This window comes from Rhodococcoides kyotonense (assembly GCF_001645385.1).
In the GTDB taxonomy this organism is placed as follows: domain Bacteria; phylum Actinomycetota; class Actinomycetes; order Mycobacteriales; family Mycobacteriaceae; genus Rhodococcoides; species Rhodococcoides kyotonensis_B.
Genome location: NZ_LVHI01000001.1, coordinates 250597 through 272214, shown reverse-complemented (window position 1 = coordinate 272214; position 21618 = coordinate 250597). Strand labels below are relative to the sequence as shown.

The 21618-nt window shown below is 65.8% G+C and carries 21 protein-coding genes; 10 read left to right on the top strand and 11 right to left on the bottom strand.

The window, feature by feature from the left end; genetic code table 11:
* Nucleotides 1-12 precede the first annotated feature (12 nt).
* On the top strand, nt 13-399 hold the full coding sequence (locus A3K89_RS01275; protein ID WP_068420758.1) for a YchJ family protein: 387 nt from the start codon (nt 13-15) through the stop codon (nt 397-399).
* On the opposite strand, the gene A3K89_RS01270 is transcribed toward A3K89_RS01275, so the two are convergent.
* Entirely contained in the window at nt 400-810 is a 411-nt protein-coding gene (locus A3K89_RS01270; protein ID WP_068420756.1) for a DUF5997 family protein, read from the bottom strand.
* Between the two features lie 81 nt (nt 811-891).
* Here A3K89_RS01270 and A3K89_RS01265 point away from each other — a divergent pair, with 81 nt between their 5' ends.
* Entirely contained in the window at nt 892-1881 is a 990-nt protein-coding gene (locus tag A3K89_RS01265) for a LysR family transcriptional regulator (protein WP_068420971.1), read from the top strand.
* On the opposite strand, the gene A3K89_RS01260 is transcribed toward A3K89_RS01265, so the two are convergent.
* The 4 genes from A3K89_RS01260 to nadA form a co-directional block, all read right to left on the bottom strand.
* Complete coding sequence (locus A3K89_RS01260; RefSeq protein ID WP_068420754.1) at nt 1878-2252, bottom strand: RNA-binding S4 domain-containing protein; 375 nt, start codon at nt 2250-2252, stop codon at nt 1878-1880. The genes A3K89_RS01265 and A3K89_RS01260 overlap by 4 nt on opposite strands.
* A gap of 93 nt (nt 2253-2345) precedes the next feature.
* A complete protein-coding gene (nadC, locus tag A3K89_RS01255; RefSeq protein ID WP_068420970.1) occupies nt 2346-3206 on the bottom strand; it encodes a carboxylating nicotinate-nucleotide diphosphorylase in 861 nt (286 codons plus the stop codon).
* Nucleotides 3207-3217: 11 nt separating this feature from the next.
* The gene (locus A3K89_RS01250) at nt 3218-4804 is read right to left on the bottom strand and encodes an L-aspartate oxidase (RefSeq protein ID WP_068420752.1); all 1587 of its coding nucleotides are present in this window, start codon (nt 4802-4804) and stop codon (nt 3218-3220) included.
* Nucleotides 4801-5847 carry a quinolinate synthase NadA gene (gene nadA / locus A3K89_RS01245; RefSeq protein ID WP_068420750.1) on the bottom strand — a complete coding sequence of 349 codons (1047 nt, stop codon included), beginning with the start codon at nt 5845-5847 and terminating at the stop codon, nt 4801-4803. Before nadA ends, A3K89_RS01250 begins: the two co-directional genes overlap by 4 nt.
* 103 nt (nt 5848-5950) lie before the next feature.
* Between nadA and A3K89_RS01240 the strand changes: the two genes are divergently transcribed.
* The gene (locus A3K89_RS01240) at nt 5951-6652 is read left to right on the top strand and encodes an NUDIX domain-containing protein (RefSeq protein WP_068420748.1); all 702 of its coding nucleotides are present in this window, start codon (nt 5951-5953) and stop codon (nt 6650-6652) included.
* Here the strand turns inward: A3K89_RS01240 and A3K89_RS01235 are convergent.
* From A3K89_RS01235 to bioB, 3 genes are read right to left on the bottom strand one after another with little or no spacing between them, the layout of a single operon-like run.
* The gene (locus A3K89_RS01235; protein ID WP_084423508.1) at nt 6643-7209 is read right to left on the bottom strand and encodes a DUF2567 domain-containing protein; all 567 of its coding nucleotides are present in this window, start codon (nt 7207-7209) and stop codon (nt 6643-6645) included. The genes A3K89_RS01240 and A3K89_RS01235 overlap by 10 nt on opposite strands.
* Before the next feature lie 4 nt (nt 7210-7213).
* The gene (gene bsaP / locus A3K89_RS01230) at nt 7214-7429 is read right to left on the bottom strand and encodes a biotin synthase auxiliary protein BsaP (protein WP_243636768.1); all 216 of its coding nucleotides are present in this window, start codon (nt 7427-7429) and stop codon (nt 7214-7216) included.
* Between the two features lie 10 nt (nt 7430-7439).
* Complete coding sequence (gene bioB, locus A3K89_RS01225; RefSeq protein WP_068420744.1) at nt 7440-8447, bottom strand: biotin synthase BioB; 1008 nt, start codon at nt 8445-8447, stop codon at nt 7440-7442.
* 110 nt (nt 8448-8557) lie between these two features.
* Between bioB and A3K89_RS01220 the strand changes: the two genes are divergently transcribed.
* Entirely contained in the window at nt 8558-9145 is a 588-nt protein-coding gene (locus tag A3K89_RS01220) for a TetR/AcrR family transcriptional regulator C-terminal domain-containing protein (RefSeq protein WP_068420742.1), read from the top strand.
* A gap of 84 nt (nt 9146-9229) precedes the next feature.
* Here A3K89_RS01220 and secA2 read toward each other — a convergent pair whose 3' ends face one another.
* Entirely contained in the window at nt 9230-11542 is a 2313-nt protein-coding gene (gene secA2, locus A3K89_RS01215) for an accessory Sec system translocase SecA2 (protein WP_068420740.1), read from the bottom strand.
* A 126-nt stretch (nt 11543-11668) separates the two neighbouring features.
* Between secA2 and msrB the strand changes: the two genes are divergently transcribed.
* From msrB to A3K89_RS01200, 3 genes are all read left to right on the top strand, one after another.
* Nucleotides 11669-12151, top strand: coding sequence for a peptide-methionine (R)-S-oxide reductase MsrB (gene msrB / locus A3K89_RS01210; RefSeq protein WP_068420738.1), 483 nt, complete (start codon nt 11669-11671; stop codon nt 12149-12151).
* On the top strand, nt 12148-12666 hold the full coding sequence (msrA, locus tag A3K89_RS01205; RefSeq protein ID WP_068420736.1) for a peptide-methionine (S)-S-oxide reductase MsrA: 519 nt from the start codon (nt 12148-12150) through the stop codon (nt 12664-12666). The genes msrB and msrA overlap by 4 nt, the downstream gene beginning before the upstream one ends.
* An 80-nt stretch (nt 12667-12746) precedes the next feature.
* A complete protein-coding gene (locus A3K89_RS01200; RefSeq protein WP_084423506.1) occupies nt 12747-14342 on the top strand; it encodes a cation:proton antiporter in 1596 nt (531 codons plus the stop codon).
* Between the two features lie 32 nt (nt 14343-14374).
* Here the strand turns inward: A3K89_RS01200 and A3K89_RS01195 are convergent, their stop codons facing one another.
* On the bottom strand, nt 14375-15148 hold the full coding sequence (locus tag A3K89_RS01195) for a 2-phosphosulfolactate phosphatase (protein ID WP_068420734.1): 774 nt from the start codon (nt 15146-15148) through the stop codon (nt 14375-14377).
* 206 nt (nt 15149-15354) lie between these two features.
* Nucleotides 15355-16518, bottom strand: coding sequence for an MFS transporter (locus A3K89_RS01190; RefSeq protein WP_068420732.1), 1164 nt, complete (start codon nt 16516-16518; stop codon nt 15355-15357).
* A gap of 138 nt (nt 16519-16656) precedes the next feature.
* Here A3K89_RS01190 and A3K89_RS01185 point away from each other — a divergent pair, with 138 nt between their 5' ends.
* The 3 genes from A3K89_RS01185 to glgX all read left to right on the top strand — a co-directional run bounded on the left by A3K89_RS01185 (nt 16657) and on the right by glgX (nt 21617).
* Nucleotides 16657-17121, top strand: coding sequence for a MarR family winged helix-turn-helix transcriptional regulator (locus A3K89_RS01185; protein ID WP_068420730.1), 465 nt, complete (start codon nt 16657-16659; stop codon nt 17119-17121).
* A gap of 92 nt (nt 17122-17213) precedes the next feature.
* Complete coding sequence (locus tag A3K89_RS01180) at nt 17214-19319, top strand: acyltransferase family protein (protein ID WP_068420728.1); 2106 nt, start codon at nt 17214-17216, stop codon at nt 19317-19319.
* 33 nt (nt 19320-19352) lie between these two features.
* Complete coding sequence (glgX, locus tag A3K89_RS01175; protein WP_068420726.1) at nt 19353-21617, top strand: glycogen debranching protein GlgX; 2265 nt, start codon at nt 19353-19355, stop codon at nt 21615-21617.
* The last annotated feature ends 1 nt before the right edge of the window (nt 21618 follow it).

The window sequence follows — 21618 nt, the reverse complement described above, 5'->3', positions numbered from 1 at the left end:
CGGGAGGTTGTCGTGAGCACCGTCTGCCCCTGCCTACGCGGCGAGCCGTTCGACGCATGCTGCGGTCCCTACCTGCGCGGGGAATCGACGCCGCCGACCGCGGAACATCTGATGCGGTCGCGGTACAGCGCCTTTGCCGTCGGCGACGAGGAGTACCTGCGTCGCACCTGGCACCCGACGACGGCGCCGCACGACCTCGCACTCGATCCACAACAGCGGTGGTACCGCCTGGAGATACACGACACCCGGGCAGGCGGCCTGCTCGACGACGAAGGCATCGTCGAGTTCAGCGCCTACTACAAGCACCCCGACGGCAACGGTGTGCTGCGCGAACGCAGCCGTTTCGTACGTGTCGACGGGGCGTGGTCGTACCTCGACGGGGTCATCGGCCTTCGGTGACTAGCGGTTCTTCGCGGGCCGGTTCGTCGCGGCGCGTCGCGCCTCTTCTTTGGCCTTCACTCGCTCGGCTTCGGCACGCACCTCGGCTTGGGTGCGGCGTTCCTTGACCAACCAGTCCGGCTGATCCTCGAGTAGTTCGGCGATCTGCGACGCGGTCAGCGCGTCGGTGATCTCGGCGCGGGCCAGTCCCGCGATCGACACACCCAGCTTGCGGGCGACGACGTCCTTCGGGAACGGGCCGTTCGTCTGCAGCTCGGTCAGCCATGCGGGCGGATCCTTGCGGAGCGCCTCCAGATCCGACCGGGTCAGCGGTGTGTTCTGGAATTCGTCGGGGGCTGCCTGCAGGTAGATACCGAGCTTGTTCGCCGCGGTCAGGGGCTTCATGTACTGCGGGTTCTTCTCCGGGCTCACCGGTACAGCTTATCGGTAGAAAACTGCCCCGAATGCCACCGACTCCGAGCAGCGCCTCGGCCCTCGCCTACTGTGACGACTGTGAACTTCGACGTCCGTGACCTCCGCTGGTACATCGCCGTAGCCGAGGAACTGCACTTCGCGCGGGCGGCGAAGTCGCTGAACATCGCTCGAACTCGGCTCAGCCGCACCGTCATCGATCTCGAGGAAAGCCTGGGTTTTTCGCTGTTCGTCCCCGGGGCGTCGCCGACACAGCTCACCGAACAGGGGGCCGAATTCCTCCTCGAGGCGCGTCGCCTCGTGGCCGAGGACGAAGAGCGCGTCGCCGCCGAGGCAGCGGCGCGAACCGATCCCACCTTCACGATCGGATACACCGAGGGCGTCACGCTGACGAAGTGGACGCGGATCTGGGCCGAGCGCATCCCCGACGTCGAACTGCGACTGGTCCCGACCACCGTCGAGACTCAACTCCTCCCGCTCGCCGACGAGTCCGCGGACGTCTGTTTCGTGCGGTTGCCCATCGACCGCGACGGCCGGAGCATCATCACGCTGTACGAGGAACAGCTCGTCGTCGTCGTGCCCAAAGATCACCCGGTGGCGGCGTACGACCGTGTGCCGGTGACGGATCTCGCCGACGAGCACCTCCTGCAGGACGCGGACGAAGTTCCCGAGTGGGCTTCCGTCGCAACGGAAATCGCCGACGGTTCCCGCCTGGCGCCGATCGAGGTCGAGTCGAACGCGCAGCTGTTCGAATACGTGGCTGCCGGGCTGGGCATCGCGGTCGTACCGCAGTCCATCGCACGGCTGCACAGTCGACGCGACCTGGTCTACCGGCCGGTCGACGGTGTGGCGTCGTCGCCGATCGCCGTTGCGTGGCCGACGGATCGGACGACCGAATTGGTGGAGGAATTCGTCGGCATCGTGCGCGGGAGGTCGGTTCGCAGTTCGCGTGGGTCGACGACACCGGCAGCGCAGACCCGCAAGAAGGCGGCGCCGAAGAAGAAGCCGCAGCCGACTGCCTCCAAGGGACGCAAGGGCTCACCGCCCAGCAAGCGCGGCAAGCGGGGCTAACCCAGCCCCCGCAGCTTGTCGGTCTCGCGTCGTTCTCGCTTGGTGGGCCTTCCCGCACCTCGATCGCGTCGCGGAACGGACGCGAGGATCTCCTTGGACGGCGGAGGCGGACTACGGTCGATCAGGCATTGCGGAACGACGGACGCGCCGACGCGTTTCGCAATCGGTCGCGTCACCACGACGATCTTCTCCAGCCCGCCGACGCGGAGACGGATCTCGTCGTCGGGGCCGATACGCAGACCGGGCTTCGCAGGCGTGCCGTTCACGCGGACATGACCCGCCCGGCATGCGCTCGCCGCGTCCGAACGGGTCTTGAACAGCCGCACCGCCCAGACCCAGCTGTCCAGCCGTACGCTCTGATTTTCGACCATCACTCTCGAATTTAGCCGACGCCCTCGGCATCGATGGTCCGCGGCATCGAAAAGACGGCTGCCGCGGACCAACGATGCCGAAAAAGGGTGAACCTACATGTCCAACCCGAGGTCGAGGACCGTCACCGAATGCGTGAGGCCGCCGACGGCCAGGTAGTCGACCCCGGTCTTCGCGTAGTCGTGCGCGACATCGATCGTCAGACCTCCCGACGACTCCAGCTTGGTCTGCGGTGCCACCTTGTCGCGGCGCTGCACAGCCATCTGCGTCTGCCACAGCGGGAAATTGTCCAGCAGAACCAGCGCCACATCCTCGGCGAGCACCTCATCGAGCTGCTCGAGACTGTCGACCTCGACCTCACATTCGAGGTCCGGCGCGAGAGCCCGCACGGCATTCAATGCCGCGACGACCGATCCCGCCGCGGCGACGTGATTGTCCTTGATGAGCGCCGCGTCGCCGAGGCCCATGCGATGGTTGACGCCGCCTCCCGCGCGGACCGCGTACTTCTGCAGCGCGCGAAGGCCGGGCAGAGTCTTGCGACTGTCGCGGATCTTCGTGTCGGTGTCGGCCACTTCGGCCACCCACGCCGCGGTTGCAGTCGCGATTCCGGACAGGTGACAGATCAGGTTGAGCATCGTCCGCTCGGCCGTCAGCAAGCCGCGCGTCGGCGCGGTGATGGTCAGAACCGATTGTCCCGGAACGACTGTCGACCCGTCCGAGACTCGGTCCGTCACCTCGTACGCTTCGAGCACCTCGTCGAGAACCACGAGACCGACGTCGATGCCGGCGACGGTGCCCGGCTGGCGAGCGACGACCGAGGCGGTCGCGACGGCGTCGGCGCTCACGGTAGCTGTCGTCGTCACGTCCGGTCCGAATCGCAGATCCTCGTCCAGGGCTACACGTACGAGCGCACCAATCTCCTCCGGATCGAGTCCCTGTTTCGCCAGTTCGGTCACCGTCTGTTCCTTCACTGTCGACCTACTCCCGTCAATTCTTCGACACCGCGTATCTCGATGTCGCCTGCTTCGTCTCGACGAACGCGGCTGCTTCGCGCCGACGACATGTCCGGACAGTCACGCCGCGTATGGCAGCCGCGGCTTTCCTCGCGGGCCGACGCCGCCAGCGCGAGAACCGACGCGGCCGTCGTCAATGCTGCGTCCTCCCATACCTTCTCGTGCATCTCGACGGCACGTGCGCCGTCCAGAGCACGCACGACGGTCTCGAGACCCTCGGCATCCCGTACGACGCCTGCGTTCTCGGTCATGAGTGCCTGCAGAGTCGCCCGAGGCATACTCGCGGTCGACGGCAGCGAGACGTCCCCGATCTCGGCACGCCGTCCGCGGCGTTCCGCTGCGGCGATTCCCGCGCGTTCACCGACGACCAAACCCTCCAGCAAGCTGTTCGACGCGAGCCGATTCGCGCCGTGCAACCCTGTTCGCGCGACCTCGCCGGCCGCGAAAAGGCCTGGGACACTGGTTCGTCCCCACACGTCCGTCGCGACGCCTCCGCACGAGTAGTGCGCAGCGGGCGCGATCGGAATCAGGTCGTCCAGCGGATCGATGCCTGCCGCGAGGCACGACGCGGTGACGGTCGGGAACCGCGTGTGGAAGTGACGGATGGCCCGAGCGTCGAGCATCACGTGGTCGCTGCCGGTGAGGCGCATCCGCTCGGCGATCGCCCGCGAGACGACGTCACGCGGCGCGAGATCCCCCAGCGGATGACTGTCCGCCACGAAGCGGATACCGGTGAGATCGACCAGATGTGCGCCCTCTCCCCGAACCGCCTCGCTCACGAGAGGTCTGCGGCCGGTCGACCCGGGGGCGAACAACACCGTCGGATGGAACTGAACGAATTCCAGATCCATGATCTCCGCGCCTGCGTCGAGCGCCAACGCGATACCGTCCGCGGTCGCCTCCGGCGGATTGGTGCTGCACGAGAACAGCTGTCCGAGCCCGCCCGTCGCCAACAGCACGGCAGGGGCATGCACGACGCCGTACCCGGCCGCCGAGTGCGCCAGCACTCCGACGACGTCGCCGCGATCGACGAGCACGCGGATCACCGAGGTCCCGTGGAGAACGGACGGCATCGAATCGCTCAGTGCACGTTGCACTTCCGCGCCTGTGGCGTCACCGCCCGCATGGACGATGCGTCGGACGCGGTGGCCGCCTTCCCTGGTGCGGGCGCGGGCGCCGTCGACACCACGATCGAAGACGGCACCGAGCGACTCGAGCATCGACAGCGCCGCGGGCCCCGCCTCGACGATCGATCGAACCGCGTCCTCGTCGCACAGACCGACGCCGGCTTCGCACGTGTCGTGCACATGCGAATCGACGGAGTCGCCCTCGGCAGCCGTGCCAGGAACAGCGATGCCGCCTTGTGCGTACTGCGTCGAGGTGCCCGACGCGTCGCCCTTGGCAAGGGTCACGACGCGCAGTCCACGCCGTGTCGCCGAGATCGCCGCGCTGAGTCCGGCCACGCCGCCGCCGACGACCACCAGGTCCGCCGAAGCTTCCCAACCGATCGACGGCTCGGCTCCCCCGACGGACGGTGTCACTCGCCGCCGCCGGGTGTGCCGATCTCGATCATCCGTTGCACCGACTTGCTCGCGACGTGAGCGGTGTCGAGATCCACGTGCACCTCGTCCTTGCCTTCGACGAGGCATCGCAGCAGGGCTGCGGGGGTGATCATCTTCATGTAGCCGCACGACGCACGGTCGTTCACCGGTTGGAAGTCGACGTTCGGCGCGGCACGGCGCAGCTGGTGCAGCATGCCGATCTCGGTCGCGACGAGCACTTGCCGTGCACCGGTGTCGCGGGCCGCGTCGAGCATGCCGCCGGTCGAGAGGATCTTGACCTTGTCGGGCGCCACGAAGCCCTCGCCCGCGAGATACAGAGCCGACGTCGCGCAGCCGCACTCGGGGTGCACGTACAGTTCGGCGTCGGGCAGGCTGCGGCTCTTGGCGGCGAGCTCGTCACCGTTGATGCCGGCGTGCACGTGGCACTCGCCCGCCCAAATGTGCAGGTTCTCGCGGCCGGTCACGCGCTTGACGTGTGCGCCGAGGAACTGGTCCGGCAGGAACAGGATGTCGAGACTCGGGTCGATCGACTCGACGACCTCGACGGCGTTGCTCGACGTGCAGCAGATGTCGGTGAGGGCTTTGATCTCGGCCGTCGTGTTGACGTACGAGACGACGACCGCGTGGGGGAACTCGTCCTTCCACTCGCGCAGCTGATCGGCGCTGATCGAATCGGCGAGCGAGCATCCGGCGCGCTGATCCGGGATCAGTACGGTCTTGGACGGGCTGAGGATCTTCGCGGTCTCGGCCATGAAGTGCACGCCGCAGAACACGATCTCGTTCTCGGGCACCTCGGCGGCGACACGCGACAGCGCGAGAGAGTCACCGACGAAGTCCGCGACGTCCTGGATCGCCGGAAGCTGGTAGTTGTGCGCCAGAAGCGTCGCGCCACGCAACCTCGCCAACCGCTTGACCTCCGCGGCCCACTCCTCGGTCGGTTCGACTCCCCCGTATCCCGCCGGGCCGTCGACGATCTCGCCCAGGTCGACAGCAGTGTCGAGACGGAATGCAGTGCTCGTCATTTCGGTACTCCTTCACCGATCACCCGGCTGCACAATGTCGTCGTGGTGACGTCACCTTCGTCCGGATTTCCTCCGTAGGGGTTTTCGACTTACAATCGAAAACATGACTCATCGTAGCACTGTGCACGAAGTGCTCATCGCGGTGTTCCAGGTGCGAACCTTTTCCGCAGGCCACGGCCCCGAACTCGCCGTCCTCCTCTGGCAACGAGCGCAAGAGCCCGACCTGGGATCTTGGTCACTCCCCGGCGGGGTTCTCGGCGACGACGAAGACCTCTCGACGTCGGCGCGTCGGCAGCTCGCCGAGAAGGTGGACGTGCGGACGGTCGCGCATCTCGAGCAGCTGTCGATCTTCTCCGACCCCGACCGCGTCCCCGGCGACCGCCGAATCGCGTCGAACTTCCTCGGCCTCGTCCCCATCTCGTCGGACCCCACACTGCCGCCTGACACGGCGTGGCATCCGGTTGCTCGCCTACCCGAGACGGCGTTCGATCACGGCACAGTCGTGCGGCACGCGCGGGCTCGTCTCGTCGCGAAGCTGTCGTACACCAACATCGCGTTCGCACTCGCTCCCGTCGAGTTCGCGATGTCGACGCTGCGCGAAATCTACGCGGCAGCTCTGGACTATCAGGTCGACGCGACCAATCTGCAGCGCGTGCTGGCGCGACGGAAAGTGCTCGAAGCGACGGGAAAGACTGCGCCGCCGGGCAAGGCCGGTGGCCGCCCGCCTGCGCTCTACCGATTCGCCGACGCGTCGTTGCGCGTCACCGACGAGTTCGCCGCTCTGAGACCGCCCGGTCAGGCGTGATCCTTCTCGAGTGCGACGTCGTCCGGTTCGATCGACTCGTCGACGGGTGTGTACATCAGGTTGTCGTGCGGATTCATCGCGGCGAGCAGTACGACGACGAGCGACGTCACGAGCGGCTGGATCACGAGGGCCAACAGGGATCCGATCCCCGGTGCCACCTCGACGACCGATCCGACGGCCGGATCCTGCGGCCGCGCGTGCAGTAACCCGGCGACCCACACTCCGATACCGAGCATCGCCAGCGCGCCGAGAACGGCACCCGCCAGCATTCCCAGGAACAGGACCGGACCGCGGGCGGCCTTGCGCGTCCAGAACGCGACGGGGAGCAGCACGCCGCACACGAACGAGATGCAGCCGAACAACGCGAGGGAATCGAATCGGTGCAGGCTTTCTCCCGTCAGCGCTGCACCCTGACCGGGAACGACGACCACGAACTGTTCCGTCGGCGCGAGTATCGACCACAGGAGGCCGGCGAGGGCGCCCACCACCACGGATGCGACGACGGCGACGAGCGACGTCCTGACCGTCGTCCGTGCTCCGACTCCCTCGTTCGACACGCGTCTACCTCCGCTCGAGCGACGTCGAGTCGACGACGCCGTGCCGCGAGCACGTGGACGACCAGCCGTCGGGCACGATCTGCACGACCATGCGGCGGCCGCAGTCGCGACAGAATCGAGCAGGTTCGAGGCCGAGACGGGCCGCGGCGGGCATCGAGTCGATGACGCCGGGTACGACGGGCTGACCGGTGAAGGGGTTGTAGCGAAGCTCGCTGGTCACCGAACCCACTTTAGATGGTCGAATTCAGCGCTTTGATCGGCATCCGCAGGGAATCCAGAAGGTCGAGGTCCTGTTCTGCGGGTCGACCGAGCGTCGTCAGGTAGTTGCCGACGATGACGGCGTTGATGCCACCGAGGATTCCCTGCTGCGCACCGAGGTCTCCGAGCGTGATCTCGCGGCCGCCTGCGAATCGCAGAATGGTGCGCGGCAGAGCAAGGCGAAACGCTGCGACCGCGCGCAACGCCTCCGATGCCGGCAGAACCTCGAGCTCGCCGAACGGTGTGCCGGGACGTGGGTTGAGGAAGTTCAGTGGCACTTCGTCCGGTTCGAGCGAGGCCAGGTCCGCCGCGAACTCGGCGCGCTGCTCGAGCGACTCCCCCATACCGAGGATTCCGCCGCAGCACACCTCCATGCCCGCGTCGCGCACCATCCGCAGCGTGCCCATCCGCTCTTCCCAGGTATGGGTCGTCACGACGTTCGGGAAGTAGGAACGCGAGGTCTCCAGATTGTGGTTGTACCGGTGGACCCCCATCTCGACCAGGCGGTCGACCTGCTCCTGGGTCAGCATGCCGAGCGAGCACGCGATGTCGATCTCGACCTCGTTGCGAATCGCCTCGATGCCCGCGGCGACCTGCGCGAGCAGACGCTCGTCCGGACCGCGAACCGCGGCGACGATACAGAACTCCGTGGCGCCCGTCTTCGCCGTCTGCTTGGCCGCCTCGACGAGGCTCGGAATATCGAGCCGCGCAGCCCGAACCGGAGATTCGAACAGCCCCGACTGCGAGCAGAAATGGCAGTCCTCGGGGCACCCGCCCGTCTTCAGACTGACGATGCCCTCGACCTCGATCTCGGGACCGCACCACGCCATGCGCACCTCGTGCGCCAGCGCCAGCAGCTCGTCCAGGCGTTCGTCGGGCAGGTTCAGTACCTCGAGCACCTGCGCCTCGGTCAGGCCGACCCCGTCGCGCAGCACCTGCATCCGCGCGGTTTCGAGAACGTCGGTCGATACCTGAGTCATGGGCTGCTCCTCGTCTAGACGCTCTTGAACACTGTTCAAGTTGAACGCCGTTCAAGCTATGCTGGGCGTCGGTTAATGTCAAAGGCCGACACACGGACAGGAGTCAGGGAGTGCAACTGCGCAGAGCGGACGTTCTCGACGGCGCGATCGCGATCCTCGACGAGTACGGCCTGGGCGACCTGACGATGCGCCGGCTTGCGACGTCGTTGCACGTGCAGCCCGGCGCGCTCTACTGGCACTTCAAGGACAAGCAGACGTTGCTGGGCGCCATCGCCGATCATCTGCTGGCAGGCGTCGACACCCCGGTCGAGGCCGCACAGTGGGACGAGCAACTACTGGAACTCGCCCACCGCCTACGCAACGCATTGCTGTCGCACCGTGACGGCGCCGAGCTCGTCGCCGCGACCTACGCGTCGCGGCTGACTACCAACCGAGTGCGCGAACGCATTGCGGCCGTGTGCATTCGGGCCGGAATGGCCCGCGGCCACGCCGAACTGACGGCGGACACACTGCTGTACTACATCCTCGGGCAGACGGTCGACGAACAGTCGCGCATGCAGATGGATTCGGTCGGCGCACTTGCCGACGACGCGTCGCCCCTCTTCGAAAGTCCGGATCCGACAAGCAAATTCGAGTTCGGACTCGGCTTGTTCGTCGACGGCGTGCGGCATGCACTCGGGGCGGACGAGCGGGTCTAGATTTCGCTGGTTCATCGCGCACTTTTCAGCGAATGCGCACGTTGCAACGCGCGCACTCACTGCAACCTGCGCGGTCAGGCGTGACTAGCCGCCGAAGATCACACCGAGGCCGGAACGGTTCGCCGCAGTGCCCGCGAACGGGTTGTCGTGCACCATGTAGGTCCACGTCGACGTCGGACGGTGCAGACCTTCGGTATCGAGATCGATTCCCTCCGAGGTGATCTCGGCGTTCTCGAACGTCGAGACCGCTTGCTCGATCGCCTTCGACGAGACGGTCTTGAACGCGTCGACCGCGATGCGGTGATACTCGTCCAACGGATTCTCGCGACCCAACGCACGGAGGTGAATACTCTCCCGGACGTCGGCGAGGTGCGCGAGGTAATCGGACCACGCACGATCCAAGTGGTACAACACGATTCGACGGGCGGCAACGACGAGAACGTCCTCGTCCAGCGTCCGACGAAGCTCTGCCGCCCGGTCGGGAGCAGCCGACGCGAGCAGTTCCAGCGCCTCGTCGGTGGTCAGCAACGACGCACGCCTGCTGTCGAGAATTTCTCGGTGCTGCGCGGTCAGTTCGTTGTACTTCCATGTGCGCGAGTGCACGTCGAGCATGGCGCCCTCGGCGATGCGTTGCGCGTGATCGATCTTGTCGGCGACACGTCCCGCAGTGATCAAGCCGGTCTCGTCGTGTTGCTTGGGCTGTTCCTTCGGGCCGAGGTTCGCCGTGACGACGTCGTCCTCCCAGCTCGAGAAGAACACCGATCGGCCGGGATCACCCTGTCTGCCTGCACGTCCGCGGAGCTGATCGTCGAGACGTTCTGTCGTGTGCCGACCCGTTCCCACGACGAGCAGCCCGCCCAGTTCGACGACTGCAGCCTTCACCGATGCGTCCTCGACGCCCTCGGGACCGCCGAGCTTGATGTCCGTGCCGCGTCCGGCGATCTGCGTCGACACCGTGACTGCGCCGCGGACACCCGCCTTCGCGATGACCGTCGCCTCCTCGGCGTCGTTCTTGGCGTTGAGCACGACGGCAGACACGCCCGCGTCGTCGAGAAGTGATGCCAGAGATTCCGATTCGGCGACGTCATGGGTGCCGATCAGAACGGGCTGGCCCGTCGCGTGTACTTCCTTCACGAATTCGACCACGGCCGCATTCTTGTTGGCGACCGTGTCGTAGACGCGATCCGGTTCGTCGACGCGAACGTTCGGTTGATTCGGCGGAATGACCGACACGCCGAGGCCGTAGAACGTCCGAAGTTGTTCGCCCGCTGCCAATGCCGTGCCGGTCATGCCGCACACCGTCGCGTATCGGCCGATCAGTGCCTGCACGGTGATGGTGTCCAGAATTTCTCCGGTCTCGGTCTGCGTCAGTCGTTCCTTCGTCTCGACGGCAGCCTGCAAACCGTCCGGCCACCGTTGCAATTCGGCGACGCGGCCGCGGGAGGCGTTGATCAACTGGACGCGTCCGTCGCGCACGATGTAGTGCACGTCGCGCTTGACCAGAACCTGCGCGTGCAGGGCCACGTTCACTGCGACGAGCGTCGTCCCGACGTGGTCCTCGGAGTACAGGTCGATGCCGCCGAGTTCTTTCTCGACGCGCGTCGCACCGACGTCGGTGAGGAACACGTTGCGCCCATCGGCGTCGGTGTCGTAGTCGATTCCCTCGTCCAGCAACCGAATTGCGTCGAACACCTTCTCGGCAGGCACATCGGTCGACACCGAACCGGCCAGCACCAGAGGCACGAGTGCCTCGTCGACGAGAACGGAGTCGGCCTCGTCGATCAGCGCGACGTCGGGCGTCGGCGTCACCAGCTGTGCGACGTCGTCGACGAGATGGTCACGCAAGACGTCGAATCCGATCTCGTTGACCGACGCGTAGGTGACGTCGCACCCGTAGGCGTTGCGTCGATGCTCGGGCGTCGACGATTCGGCGATCCACCCGACGCTGATGCCGAGGATTTCGAACAGCGGGCCCATCCACGTTGCGTCGCGCTGCGCGAGGAAGTCGTTGATCGAGATCACATGGACGTGACGACCGGACAGCACGTACCCGACGGCGGCCACGGCTCCGGCGAGGGTCTTGCCCTCACCGGTGGCCATCTCGACGACGTCGCCCTCCAGCATGCGGACTGCCCCGAGCAACTGGACGTCGAACGGTCGCATGTCGATGGATCGGTCGGCGGCTTCGCGAACGAGGGCCAAGTAGCGAGGTACGTCCAACTTGCCCGCATCGGCGACGCGCAGACTCGTGGCCGTGTCGGCGATCTCGGCGTCGGTCAGGTCCGTCGCCCAGGACGCGAGGTCGGACGCCTGATCGACGGTGCTCCGAGAACGCGACTGGTTCTTCTGTGCCGAACGTCCGAGAGCCCGCCACAGTCGATCCGAAACCAATGCCATTCGGTCAGCCTACGCAGCGCGTCGAATCCCGATGCCCCTCCGGCGTCGCGAACTGGGAATATCGACGCCTGCGCGACGTTTACCTCGATGGGACTTCGATGCCCCACCCAGCAGGAAGGACGGCACATGTCGCGCACCTACGCGAAGGATTCGAGCGCCATCGAACGGCTGACGCCGGAGCAGTACCGCGTCACGCAGCAGAACGGCACCGAGCGAGCCTTCGACAACGAATACTGGGACAACCACGAACCCGGCTTGTACGTCGACGTCGTCACCGGTGAGCCGCTGTTCTCGTCGGCCGACAAATACGACACCCACTCCGGCTGGCCGAGTTTCACCCGACCACTCGACGCGCGGAGCGTCGTGGAGAAGCGAGACTACAGCCACCTGATGATGCGTACCGAGGTCCGATCCGCAACAGGCGATTCGCACCTGGGCCACGTGTTCACGGACGGGCCGAAGGACGAGGGCGGACTTCGCTACTGCATGAACTCGGCGGCCCTGCGGTTCGTGCCGGTGGATCGGTTGAAGGCCGAGGGCTACGGTGAATACCGCGCGCAGTTCGAGACAACTGACGATGCACAGCCAGACGAAGGAGCGCAGAAGTGACTGCAACGACCGAAACCGCCATCCTCGCCGGAGGATGCTTCTGGGGAGCCCAGGAATTGATCAGGCACCAGCCCGGGGTCGTGTCGACTCGCGTCGGATACTCGGGCGGCGACGTTCCGAACGCCACCTACCGCAACCACGGCACACACGCCGAAGCGGTCGAGATCGTGTTCGACCCGTCGGTCATCTCGTTCCGTGACCTGCTCGAGTTCTTCTTCCAGATCCACGATCCGTCGACGAAGAACCGTCAGGGCAACGACGTCGGCATGAGCTACCGCTCCGCGATCTTCTACACCAGCGACGAGCAGAAGCAGGTGGCTCTCGACACGATCGCCGACGTCGACGCGTCGGGCCTGTGGCCGGGCAAGGTCGTCACCGAGGTCACCGCTGCGGGCCCGTTCTGGGAGGCCGAACCGGAACACCAGGACTACCTGCAGAACTACCCCACCGGGTACACGTGCCATTTCGTGCGACCCGGCTGGAAGCTGCCGCGTCGTGAGGCCGCATCCAACTGATTCACACCACCGAAGGGCCCCGAGCGCACGCTCGGGGCCCTTCGTCGTATCTGGACTTGTTCTCCTGAAAGGATCCGGGTGTGGACATTTTGATCGTGATGGTCGCAGGCCTGCTCGCGATCGCCGCGGCATCGATGCTCGGCGAGCGAATCGGCGTCGCCGCTCCCCTGCTCCTGGTACTCCTCGGCATCGGCATCAGCTTGATGCCCTTCGTGCCCGACGTGGAGATCGACCCCGAGTGGATTCTCGCAGGAGTGCTTCCGCCGCTGCTCTATTCGGCGTCGGTGTCGATGCCGACGATGGATTTCAGACGCGAGTTCGGTGCGATCGGTGGCTTGTCGGTGCTGCTCGTCGTCATCAGCGCCATCGTGCTCGGCTCGTTCTTCAGCTGTGTCATCCCGGATCTGAACATCTGGTGGGGTATCGCGCTGGGAGCAATCGTGAGTCCGACCGACGCCGTCGCGACGTCCATAGTTCGCGGCCTACCGGTCTCCAAACGGGTCGTGTCGATACTCGAGGGCGAGGGTCTGTTGAACGACGCCACCGCACTCGTGCTGCTGCGCACCGCGATCGCCGGTGCCGCCGCGTCGGTGTCACTGCTGGGAGTCATCGGCGACTTCGTGTTCGCCGTCGCCGTTGCAGCCGTCATCGGGCTCGTCGTCGGGCATCTCAATCTGAAGATTCGTTCGAAAGTCACCGATTCGACGGTCAACACCGTCATCTCCTTCACCGTTCCCTTCCTCGCGGCCGTTCCTGCCGAGGAACTGGGCGCGTCCGGGCTCGTCGCAGCCGTCGTCGCCGGTCTCGTCACCGGCCACGGCGCGCCTCGATCGCTGTCGCCGCGACACCGGCTGTCGGACACCCAGAACTGGCGGGCAGTCGAATTGGTGCTGGAAGGCGCCGTGTTCCTGACGATGGGACTCGAACTGTCCACGATCGTCGCCGACGTCAACGACGACCACCGCGGCATCGGAACAGCGGCACTCGTGGCCGCAGGTGCCTTAATCGTCACCATCCTCGTGCGCGCCGCGTTCGTCGCACCGCTGATTCGCCTGCTTCGCCGACGTGCAGCTCGTTTCGAACGCTTGAAGCCCAAGCTGTACGACGCCGCAGGCCGCCTCGACGGAGACGGTGAGACCTACCTGTTTCGCGGACGTCGTCAGGCGTCGGAAAGTCAGATCGCTCGCTTCCGCACTCGGATACGCCGCGGACTCGCCGACATCGACTACTTCCTCGCCGCGCCTCTGGATTGGCGCGACGGCACCGTCGTCGTGTGGGCCGGGATGCGTGGTGCCGTCACGTTGGCTGCCGCGCAGACTCTTCCCGAGGACACGCCTGCGCGATCGCTGCTCGTTCTCGTCGCATTCCTCGTCGCCGTCGGTTCACTTCTCCTGCAGGGCGGCACACTGAAACGCGTCGTGGGTTGGGTGACGCCGACGGGCGCCGAGGAGACGGAGGAGGACGACGCGCAACGCGAGGGAATTCGACGCCTGCTGGCCGAGGCGGCAGCACCGTTGGACGGGCAGAGCAGGTGGGAGCAGATCTCCGCGCAGCGGACTGCCCTGCTCGACGCCCGCGACGACGGCTTGTTCGACGCGGAATCGTTGGAAAAGGCGCTCAACGTGTTGGATGCCGAGCAGATCGGATTGGAGCTCAGAAGGCATCCGGAAGGGTGACGACGGGGTCGACGGGGTATGCCGCCGAAACGTCAGTTATCGAGTACGCGCCCGTGGTTCACGAACCGGTCTTCGCGCAGGATCGGCACAGAGCGGCTTCGACCCACTTCGGCCGCGATGGCGACATCCGACGGATACCCGTCGAGAACGAGTTCGCGCCCCGACGCACAGCTCTGCAGCTTTGCCTCGACCGTGCCCGTAATCGAGTTCCACGTCGCTACAGCGACTTCGGCCTCAGGTGACACCTCGAGATTCGGCCTGCGGTCGACTAACTCGGCGAGTACTGCACCTGCTCCCCACAGATCTTCGACCGAGGGTCGCAGGGATCCGTCGGGCCAGCGCTCCCCCGCTGCGATGACGGACACGACCGATCCATCGCGGTAGTTCGCAGAGATCCATTCGGCGACCGACGACGCGTTGCGTAGGGAGGCGCCGATACACACGCCGGACGAGGCGGACAACGAATGCGCAATCGACGATCCGTTCGGCGATGGGAGCACCAATCTCGCCAGCCCCTGCGCGGACCGGACCGTGCCTGGCGAAAGGCTTATATCGGATGCCCGCGCTTCGCGTCGACCGACAGCAAGGACGGTGCCACGGTCCGCGGCGAATCGCGCGGCTCCGTCGTCTCGCCAACGGTATGGGAACACCTCAACGCCCCGGTCGACGGCAACAGAGAGTGTCGTGGTGAAGGACAACACATCCACGACGACCGCCACGTCGGCATCGGCCCCGATCGCAGAAGCTCCGGTGGATCCCCAGTCGAAGCGGACGGAATACGAGCGCTGTCGATGTGCGGTATGCATCGGGTCAGTGTTGCACGATCGAAGATGCTGTGCCGCTGCACCATTCGGACAGAACTGACCGGGCGCGGAAAGCGAACCGCCGTCAGCTGGGAGTCATGTCCCACTTGCTCCCCGCCCATCCGGATTTCCGGTTCAGCGGCCGGCAACTGGGACATCACACCCACCCTGCCTTCAAGTCGACGATCCCGCCGCCCTTGTTCGAGCACTTACGCCGCCACCAGCTCCCGATTCCGTTGCAGCGCAGTCGCGACGACCAGAACGCCGACAGCAGCGGCGGTGATCACCGCGCCCGCCCAGATGGGTGACGTGTAACCGAGACCTGCGGTGATCGTGACGCCACCGATCCACGCACCCAGAGCATTGCCCAGGTTGAACGCCGCGATGTTGGCTCCCGACGCCATCGTCGGCGCCTCCGACGCGAACGACATCACCCGCATCTGCAGAGCGGGAACCGTCGCGAAACCGAACGCACCCATCAGGAACAGGGACACGACGGTGGCGATCTGGCTCTCCGCGGTCGACGCGAAGAACACGAGCACGACCGTCAACACGGCGAGGACGACGAGCAACGTGCCGGTGAGACTGCGGTCGGCTGCCTTGCCGCCCACGTAGTTTCCGACGAACAAACCGACGCCGAACAGCACGAGCAGCCACGGCACCGACGTCGTCGAGAACCCTGCGACATCGGTGAGCGTGAACGCGATGTACGTGAACGCTCCGAACATGCCGCCGTACCCCAGGACCGTCAGCGCGATGGACAGCCAGACCTGGACCTCGCGGAACGCGCGCAGCTCGTGACGCAGATTCGCGTCGGCCTGCGATTCATGCTGCGCCGGGACGAGAGCGAGAATGCCGACGAGCGCGACGACCCCGATGACCGTGATGGCCCAGAACGTCGACCGCCAGCCGTACGTCTGGCCGAGAAACGTGCCGAAGGGCACGCCCAGCACGTTGGCGGCGGTAAGTCCGGCGAACATCATCGCGATGGCGCCCGCCTGCTTGCTCGGTGCGACCATGCCTGCGGCAACGACCGAGCCGATGCCGAAGAACGCACCGTGACACAGCGCCGCGACGACGCGTCCCCCCATCATCACCTCGTACGTCGGCGCGAGAGCCGACAGGAAATTACCTGCGATGAACAGGCCCATCAGTCCGACCAGCACGCTCTTGCGCGGAAACCGGCTGACGAGTGCGGTGACCACGAGCGCTCCGACGACGACGCTCAGTGCGTAGCCGGTGATCAGCCAGCCCGCGACGGGCTCGGTGACGCCGAAGTCCGCGGCGACGTCGGGCAGCAGTCCCATGATGACGAACTCGGTGAGCCCGATGCCGAACCCTCCGACGGCGAGAGCAAGTAGCCCTAGTGGCATGAAAAGACCCCTCGATCGATGCGTGAGTAGATATAGAGCGTGTGCATGTAGTTGCACACGCGTTGTAAATAGTTGCACGCGCGCGATAAACGCGCAAGCTGCTAAACTCGGGCCCGTTCACCGGCACCAGGAGCAGACATGGGAATCGCAGACGACTCGTCGCTCGTTCGCGCACAGGGCTGGCGGACACTCGCCGCCCTTCACGCACACATCGAGAACGAGCTGGAGCGGACCCTGCAGTCCGAGCACTCGCTGTCGGTCGTCGAGTACACGGTGCTCGACGCATTGAGCCGTCAGGACGGATGGCACATGCGCATGCAGCAGCTGGCCCGGGCGTCGGCACTCAGCAGCAGCGCGACTACTCGTCTCGTGAACCGCCTCGAAGATCGCGGGATTCTCACGCGCATTCTCTGCAAGGACGACCGACGCGGCATCTACACGGAACTGACCGAGGAGGGCAGGCAGTTGTTGAACCGAGCTCGCCCCACGCACGACGACGTCCTCGAAAGCGCTCTCGCCTCGGCACACCAGGTCCCCGAACTCGCACCGCTGGTCGACGCCATACACGCACTTCCCGCCGCGACGTCAGCTCCCGTTGCTTGATTGTTCACGTAGGGCTACGGACCAGTATCGTGTCCCCGAGCCACTGAACGCCGTACTGGATACACGCCGACTGCCGGAGTTTTCACCCTCATATGCATGCCCATAGCCACCCCGTCGGCGTCACCGATCCTCAGCTGCCCGCGCCTCGGGTCGAGGGGAACGCTGCGGTTCGCGAGGACCTCAACGGACTCCGCGGTGTGGCAATCGCCCTCGTGGTCGTGTTCCACGTCTGGATGGGTCGCGTATCCGGCGGTGTCGACGTCTTCCTCACGCTCACCGGTTTCTTCTTCACGGCATCGCTGATCCGCACCGCCCGGGCGGGCGGAAGCCTGAACCCGTTCACCCGTGTCTCTCGAATCCTCCGCAGGCTCGGGCCACCTCTCGTGCTGGTTCTTGCCGGAGTCGCGGTCGGGGCGGTGACCGTGTTTCCGCGCACTCGCTGGGCGGACATCGGGGATCAGCTCGTGTCGGGCGTCTTCTTCTTCGCGAACTGGGAACTGGCCTGGACGTCGCAGGATTACCTGGCAGCGGATCCGAACGTCAGCCCACTGCAGCACCTGTGGTCCGTGGCCGTGCAGTTCCAGTTCTATCTGCTCGCGATCGTCGTCGTGTTCGGTCTCGCCGCGATCCTGCGTCGCTCGCGGGGCTTTCACCGCGCAAGCCCCGATCCCCGCGTCTACCTCGTTCTGTTCTCCGGATTCGCTCTTCTGTCCTTCGTGTACGCGGCGGACGGCGCAACGCGGCTGCAGTCGTGGAACTACTACGACACCGGCGCTCGTCTCTGGGAGATCCTGGCCGGAGCCGCATTGGCTGCGGTGTTCGCCGCCCGCGGCTCGACGGCAGAGGACGAGGAAGGTCTGCCGAAGCGGACCGGCCGGACCGTGCTCGCACTGGCAGGTATCAGCGCGATCGTCGCGTGCGGTTTCGTGCTCGACGGCGTCCGTGAGTTTCCCGGCCCCTGGGCACTGTTTCCCGTTCTCGCGACACTTGCGTTGATCGTGGCGGGACCGTCGACGCCCGTCGCCCGTGTGCTGCGCAGCCGCGTCGGCCTGTGGCTCGGATCGATCGCGTTCCCGCTCTACCTCTGGCACTGGCCCATCCTCATCTTCTGGCTCGCAGTCACCGGCGAGCCGTCCGCGAGCATTCCCGTCGGCGCCGCGATCATCGCCGTGTCGGTGCTTCTGGCCATGGCCACCGTCCGGCTCGTCGAGAAACCGATGCAGTCGAAGGCCAGGTCCATTCCCCGAATCGCCATCACCGCCACCGCCGCGGTCCTGGCTGCCGTCGTGGTTGTCGGCTCGACCGGCTGGAATTTCTACATCGATCGCACGGTCGCGAAGCTCCAGGCTGCCGACGGCGACGATCTCGCGACGCATCCCGGTGCGCTCGTTCTCACCGACGGCGCCCAGGCCGACGACGCCGACATCGCACCGTCCCTTTTCTCCGCTCCCGAAGACCTGCCGATCACGACGATCGAGGGCTGCATCGCCGACTTCGAGACGAAGGACGCCGTCAGTTGCGAGTACGGCGATACGACGGCGCCGCGCACCATTGTCCTGGCGGGCAGTTCGCACGCCGAGCACTGGATCACCGCGCTCGACGCACTCGGACGCGAACACGGATTCCGCATCGTGACGTACCTGAAGATGGGATGTCCGCTGACCCTCGGAACGATGCCGATGCTGGGCGACACCGAATATCCGGACTGTCTCGACTGGAGCCGGACCGTCGTCGACAGGCTCGGAGAGAGTTCGCCCGATTACGTGTTCACGACATCGACACGCCCCCGCGAGGACGGGCCGGGCGACTACACCCCGGACTGGTATCTGCAGGTGTGGTCCGAGCTGTCGGCGCGCGGCATTCCCGTGCTCGCGATGCGCGACAACCCGTGGCTCGAACGCGGCGGCGTCCAGTATCGAGCGATCGACTGCCTCGCCGACGGCGGTTCGGCGACGTCGTGCGGCATGCCCCGCGACAATGCGCTGTCCCCGATCGATCCCGCGCTCGCCGCATCGTTCCGATTCCCGACGGTGTTCCCCCTCGACCTGTCGAACGCGCTGTGCGACGTCGACATCTGTCGTGTGATTGCGGGCAACGTGCTGATCTATCGCGACGAACATCACCTCACTGCGACGTACATGCGGACTCTGACCGCGGAACTCGGGCGGAAGATGGCGTCGGCGACGGGTTGGTGGTGAGCCGGGGCGACCCGGCCACAGTAGGGTTGATCCATGCCTGAGGACACCGCCACCGAATCACCCGCGATCGAAATCTGGCCGGGGTCCGCCTATCCGCTGGGAGCCACCTACGACGGTGCCGGGACCAACTTCGCGTTGTTCTCCGAAGTGGCCGAAGCAGTCGACCTGTGCCTCATCGCCGACGACGGAACCGAGACACGCGTCCGCTTCGAGGAATCCGACGGATTCGTCTGGCACGCGTACCTCCCGTCGGTCGTGCCGGGCCAGAAGTACGGGTACCGCGTACACGGACCGTGGGATCCGGCGAACGGACACCGTTGCGACCCGAGCAAGCTTCTGCTCGACCCGTACGGCAAGGCGTTCGAGGGTGACTTCGACGGCGACCGGTCGCTGTTCTCCTACAGTCTCGACGCCCCGGCACCCGAGATTCCGGCGGAACCGGACACGGACGAGAAGCCGTTCGAGGACGCCGAGGATCTCGTCGATCCCGACGGGGAGATCGTCGACATCGACCCCGTCGCGCACGACGAGACGCCGCGCGACGACTTCCCGCAGCACGACTCGCTCGGCCACACGATGACGACCGTCGTCATCAACCCGTTCTTCGACTGGCAGAACGACCGCGCGCCGAAACGCCCGTACCACGAGACCGTCATCTACGAGGCACACGTCAAGGGTATGACGATCGCGCACCCGGACGTACCCGAGTCGCTCCGCGGCACGTACGCCGGTCTCGCGCACCCCGCGATCATCGATCACCTGCTCGATCTGGGGATCACGGCGATCGAGCTCATGCCGGTGCACCAATTCATGCAGGATCAGACGTTGCTCGACAAGGGTCTGCGAAACTACTGGGGCTACAACACATTCGGATTCCTTGCGCCGCACGCGGACTACGCGTCGAACCCCAACGCAGGCGCGGCCGTCAGCGAATTCAAGGCCATGGTGCGCGCATTTCACGATGCCGGCATCGAAGTCATCCTCGACGTGGTCTACAACCACACCGCCGAGGGCAACCACATGGGCCCGACCATCAGCTTCCGCGGCATCGACAACGCCGCCTACTACCGCCTGGTCGACGGCGACCCGTTTCACTACATGGATTACACCGGCACCGGCAACAGCCTCAATGCCCGCCATCCGCACACGTTGCAGCTGATCATGGATTCGCTGCGGTACTGGGTGACCGAGATGCACGTCGACGGCTTCCGCTTCGACCTCGCGTCGACGCTTGCTCGCGAACTCCACGACGTCGATCGCCTGAGCGCCTTCTTCGATCTGGTCCAGCAGGACCCGATCGTCAGCCAGGTCAAACTGATCGCCGAGCCGTGGGATGTCGGCGAGGGCGGCTATCAGGTCGGCAACTTCCCCGGACTCTGGACGGAATGGAACGGCAAGTATCGCGACACCGTCCGCGACTACTGGCGCGGTGAGCCGGCGACGTTGGGCGAGTTCGCTTCTCGCTTCACCGGGTCATCCGACCTGTACGAGGCAACCGGGCGTCGTCCCGGCGCGAGCATCAACTTCGTCATCGCGCACGACGGCTTCACCCTGCACGACCTGGTCTCGTACAACGAGAAGCACAACGAGGCCAACGGAGAGGACAACAACGACGGCGAGAGCCACAACCGATCGTGGAACTGCGGCGTCGAAGGCCCGACCGACGACCCCGAGATTCTCGAACTCCGCGGACGGCAGATCCGCAACATCATGGCGACGCTGCTGCTGAGTCAGGGAACGCCGATGCTCGCGCACGGCGACGAATTCGGGCGCACCCAGCAGGGCAACAACAACGTCTACTGCCAGGACTCCGAATTGGCGTGGATGGACTGGTCTCTCGCCGAGAGCAACGCGGACCTGTTGCAGTTCACCAAGACCGCGATCGCGCTACGCAACGACCATCCGGTTTTCCGTCGCCGACGCTTCTTCGAGGGCAGGCCGATTCGTAGTGGCGAGCAAGCGCGCGACATCGCCTGGCTGACGCCGTCGGGCGAAGAGATGACGCCCGAGGACTGGGACAGCGGCTTCGGCAAGAGCCTCACCGTCTTCCTCAACGGTGAGGGTATTCCCGAGCCGGACCAGCGCGGCGAACGCGTCATCGACGACTCGTTCCTGTTGTGCTTCAACGCACATCACGAGGCACTCGACTTCCTGACGCCGGACGGCGCCTACGCCAAGGAATGGACCGTCGCGCTCGACACGGCCGTGCCGAACGGCGTGAGTGAGAATGTCATCGAAGCGGGTACACACGTCGAGGTGGCCGCCCGGTCACTCCTCGTTCTACGAAAGACGGACTGAC

Bases quoted from the DNA above. Each gene is read 5' to 3' on its own strand.
- A3K89_RS01180 (WP_068420728.1), top strand. From the start codon at position 17,214: ATGCATGCCCATAGCCACCCCGTCGGCGTCACCGATCCTCAGCTGCCC.
- nadA (WP_068420750.1), bottom strand. From the start codon at position 5,847: ATGACGAGCACTGCATTCCGTCTCGACACTGCTGTCGACCTGGGCGAG.
- msrB (WP_068420738.1), top strand. From the start codon at position 11,669: ATGTCGCGCACCTACGCGAAGGATTCGAGCGCCATCGAACGGCTGACG.
- A3K89_RS01260 (WP_068420754.1), bottom strand. From the start codon at position 2,252: ATGGTCGAAAATCAGAGCGTACGGCTGGACAGCTGGGTCTGGGCGGTG.
- A3K89_RS01190 (WP_068420732.1), bottom strand. From the start codon at position 16,518: ATGCCACTAGGGCTACTTGCTCTCGCCGTCGGAGGGTTCGGCATCGGG.
- bioB (WP_068420744.1), bottom strand. From the start codon at position 8,447: ATGACTCAGGTATCGACCGACGTTCTCGAAACCGCGCGGATGCAGGTG.
- A3K89_RS01195 (WP_068420734.1), bottom strand. From the start codon at position 15,148: ATGCATACCGCACATCGACAGCGCTCGTATTCCGTCCGCTTCGACTGG.
- A3K89_RS01240 (WP_068420748.1), top strand. From the start codon at position 5,951: ATGACTCATCGTAGCACTGTGCACGAAGTGCTCATCGCGGTGTTCCAG.
- secA2 (WP_068420740.1), bottom strand. From the start codon at position 11,542: ATGGCATTGGTTTCGGATCGACTGTGGCGGGCTCTCGGACGTTCGGCA.
- glgX (WP_068420726.1), top strand. From the start codon at position 19,353: ATGCCTGAGGACACCGCCACCGAATCACCCGCGATCGAAATCTGGCCG.
- A3K89_RS01185 (WP_068420730.1), top strand. From the start codon at position 16,657: ATGGGAATCGCAGACGACTCGTCGCTCGTTCGCGCACAGGGCTGGCGG.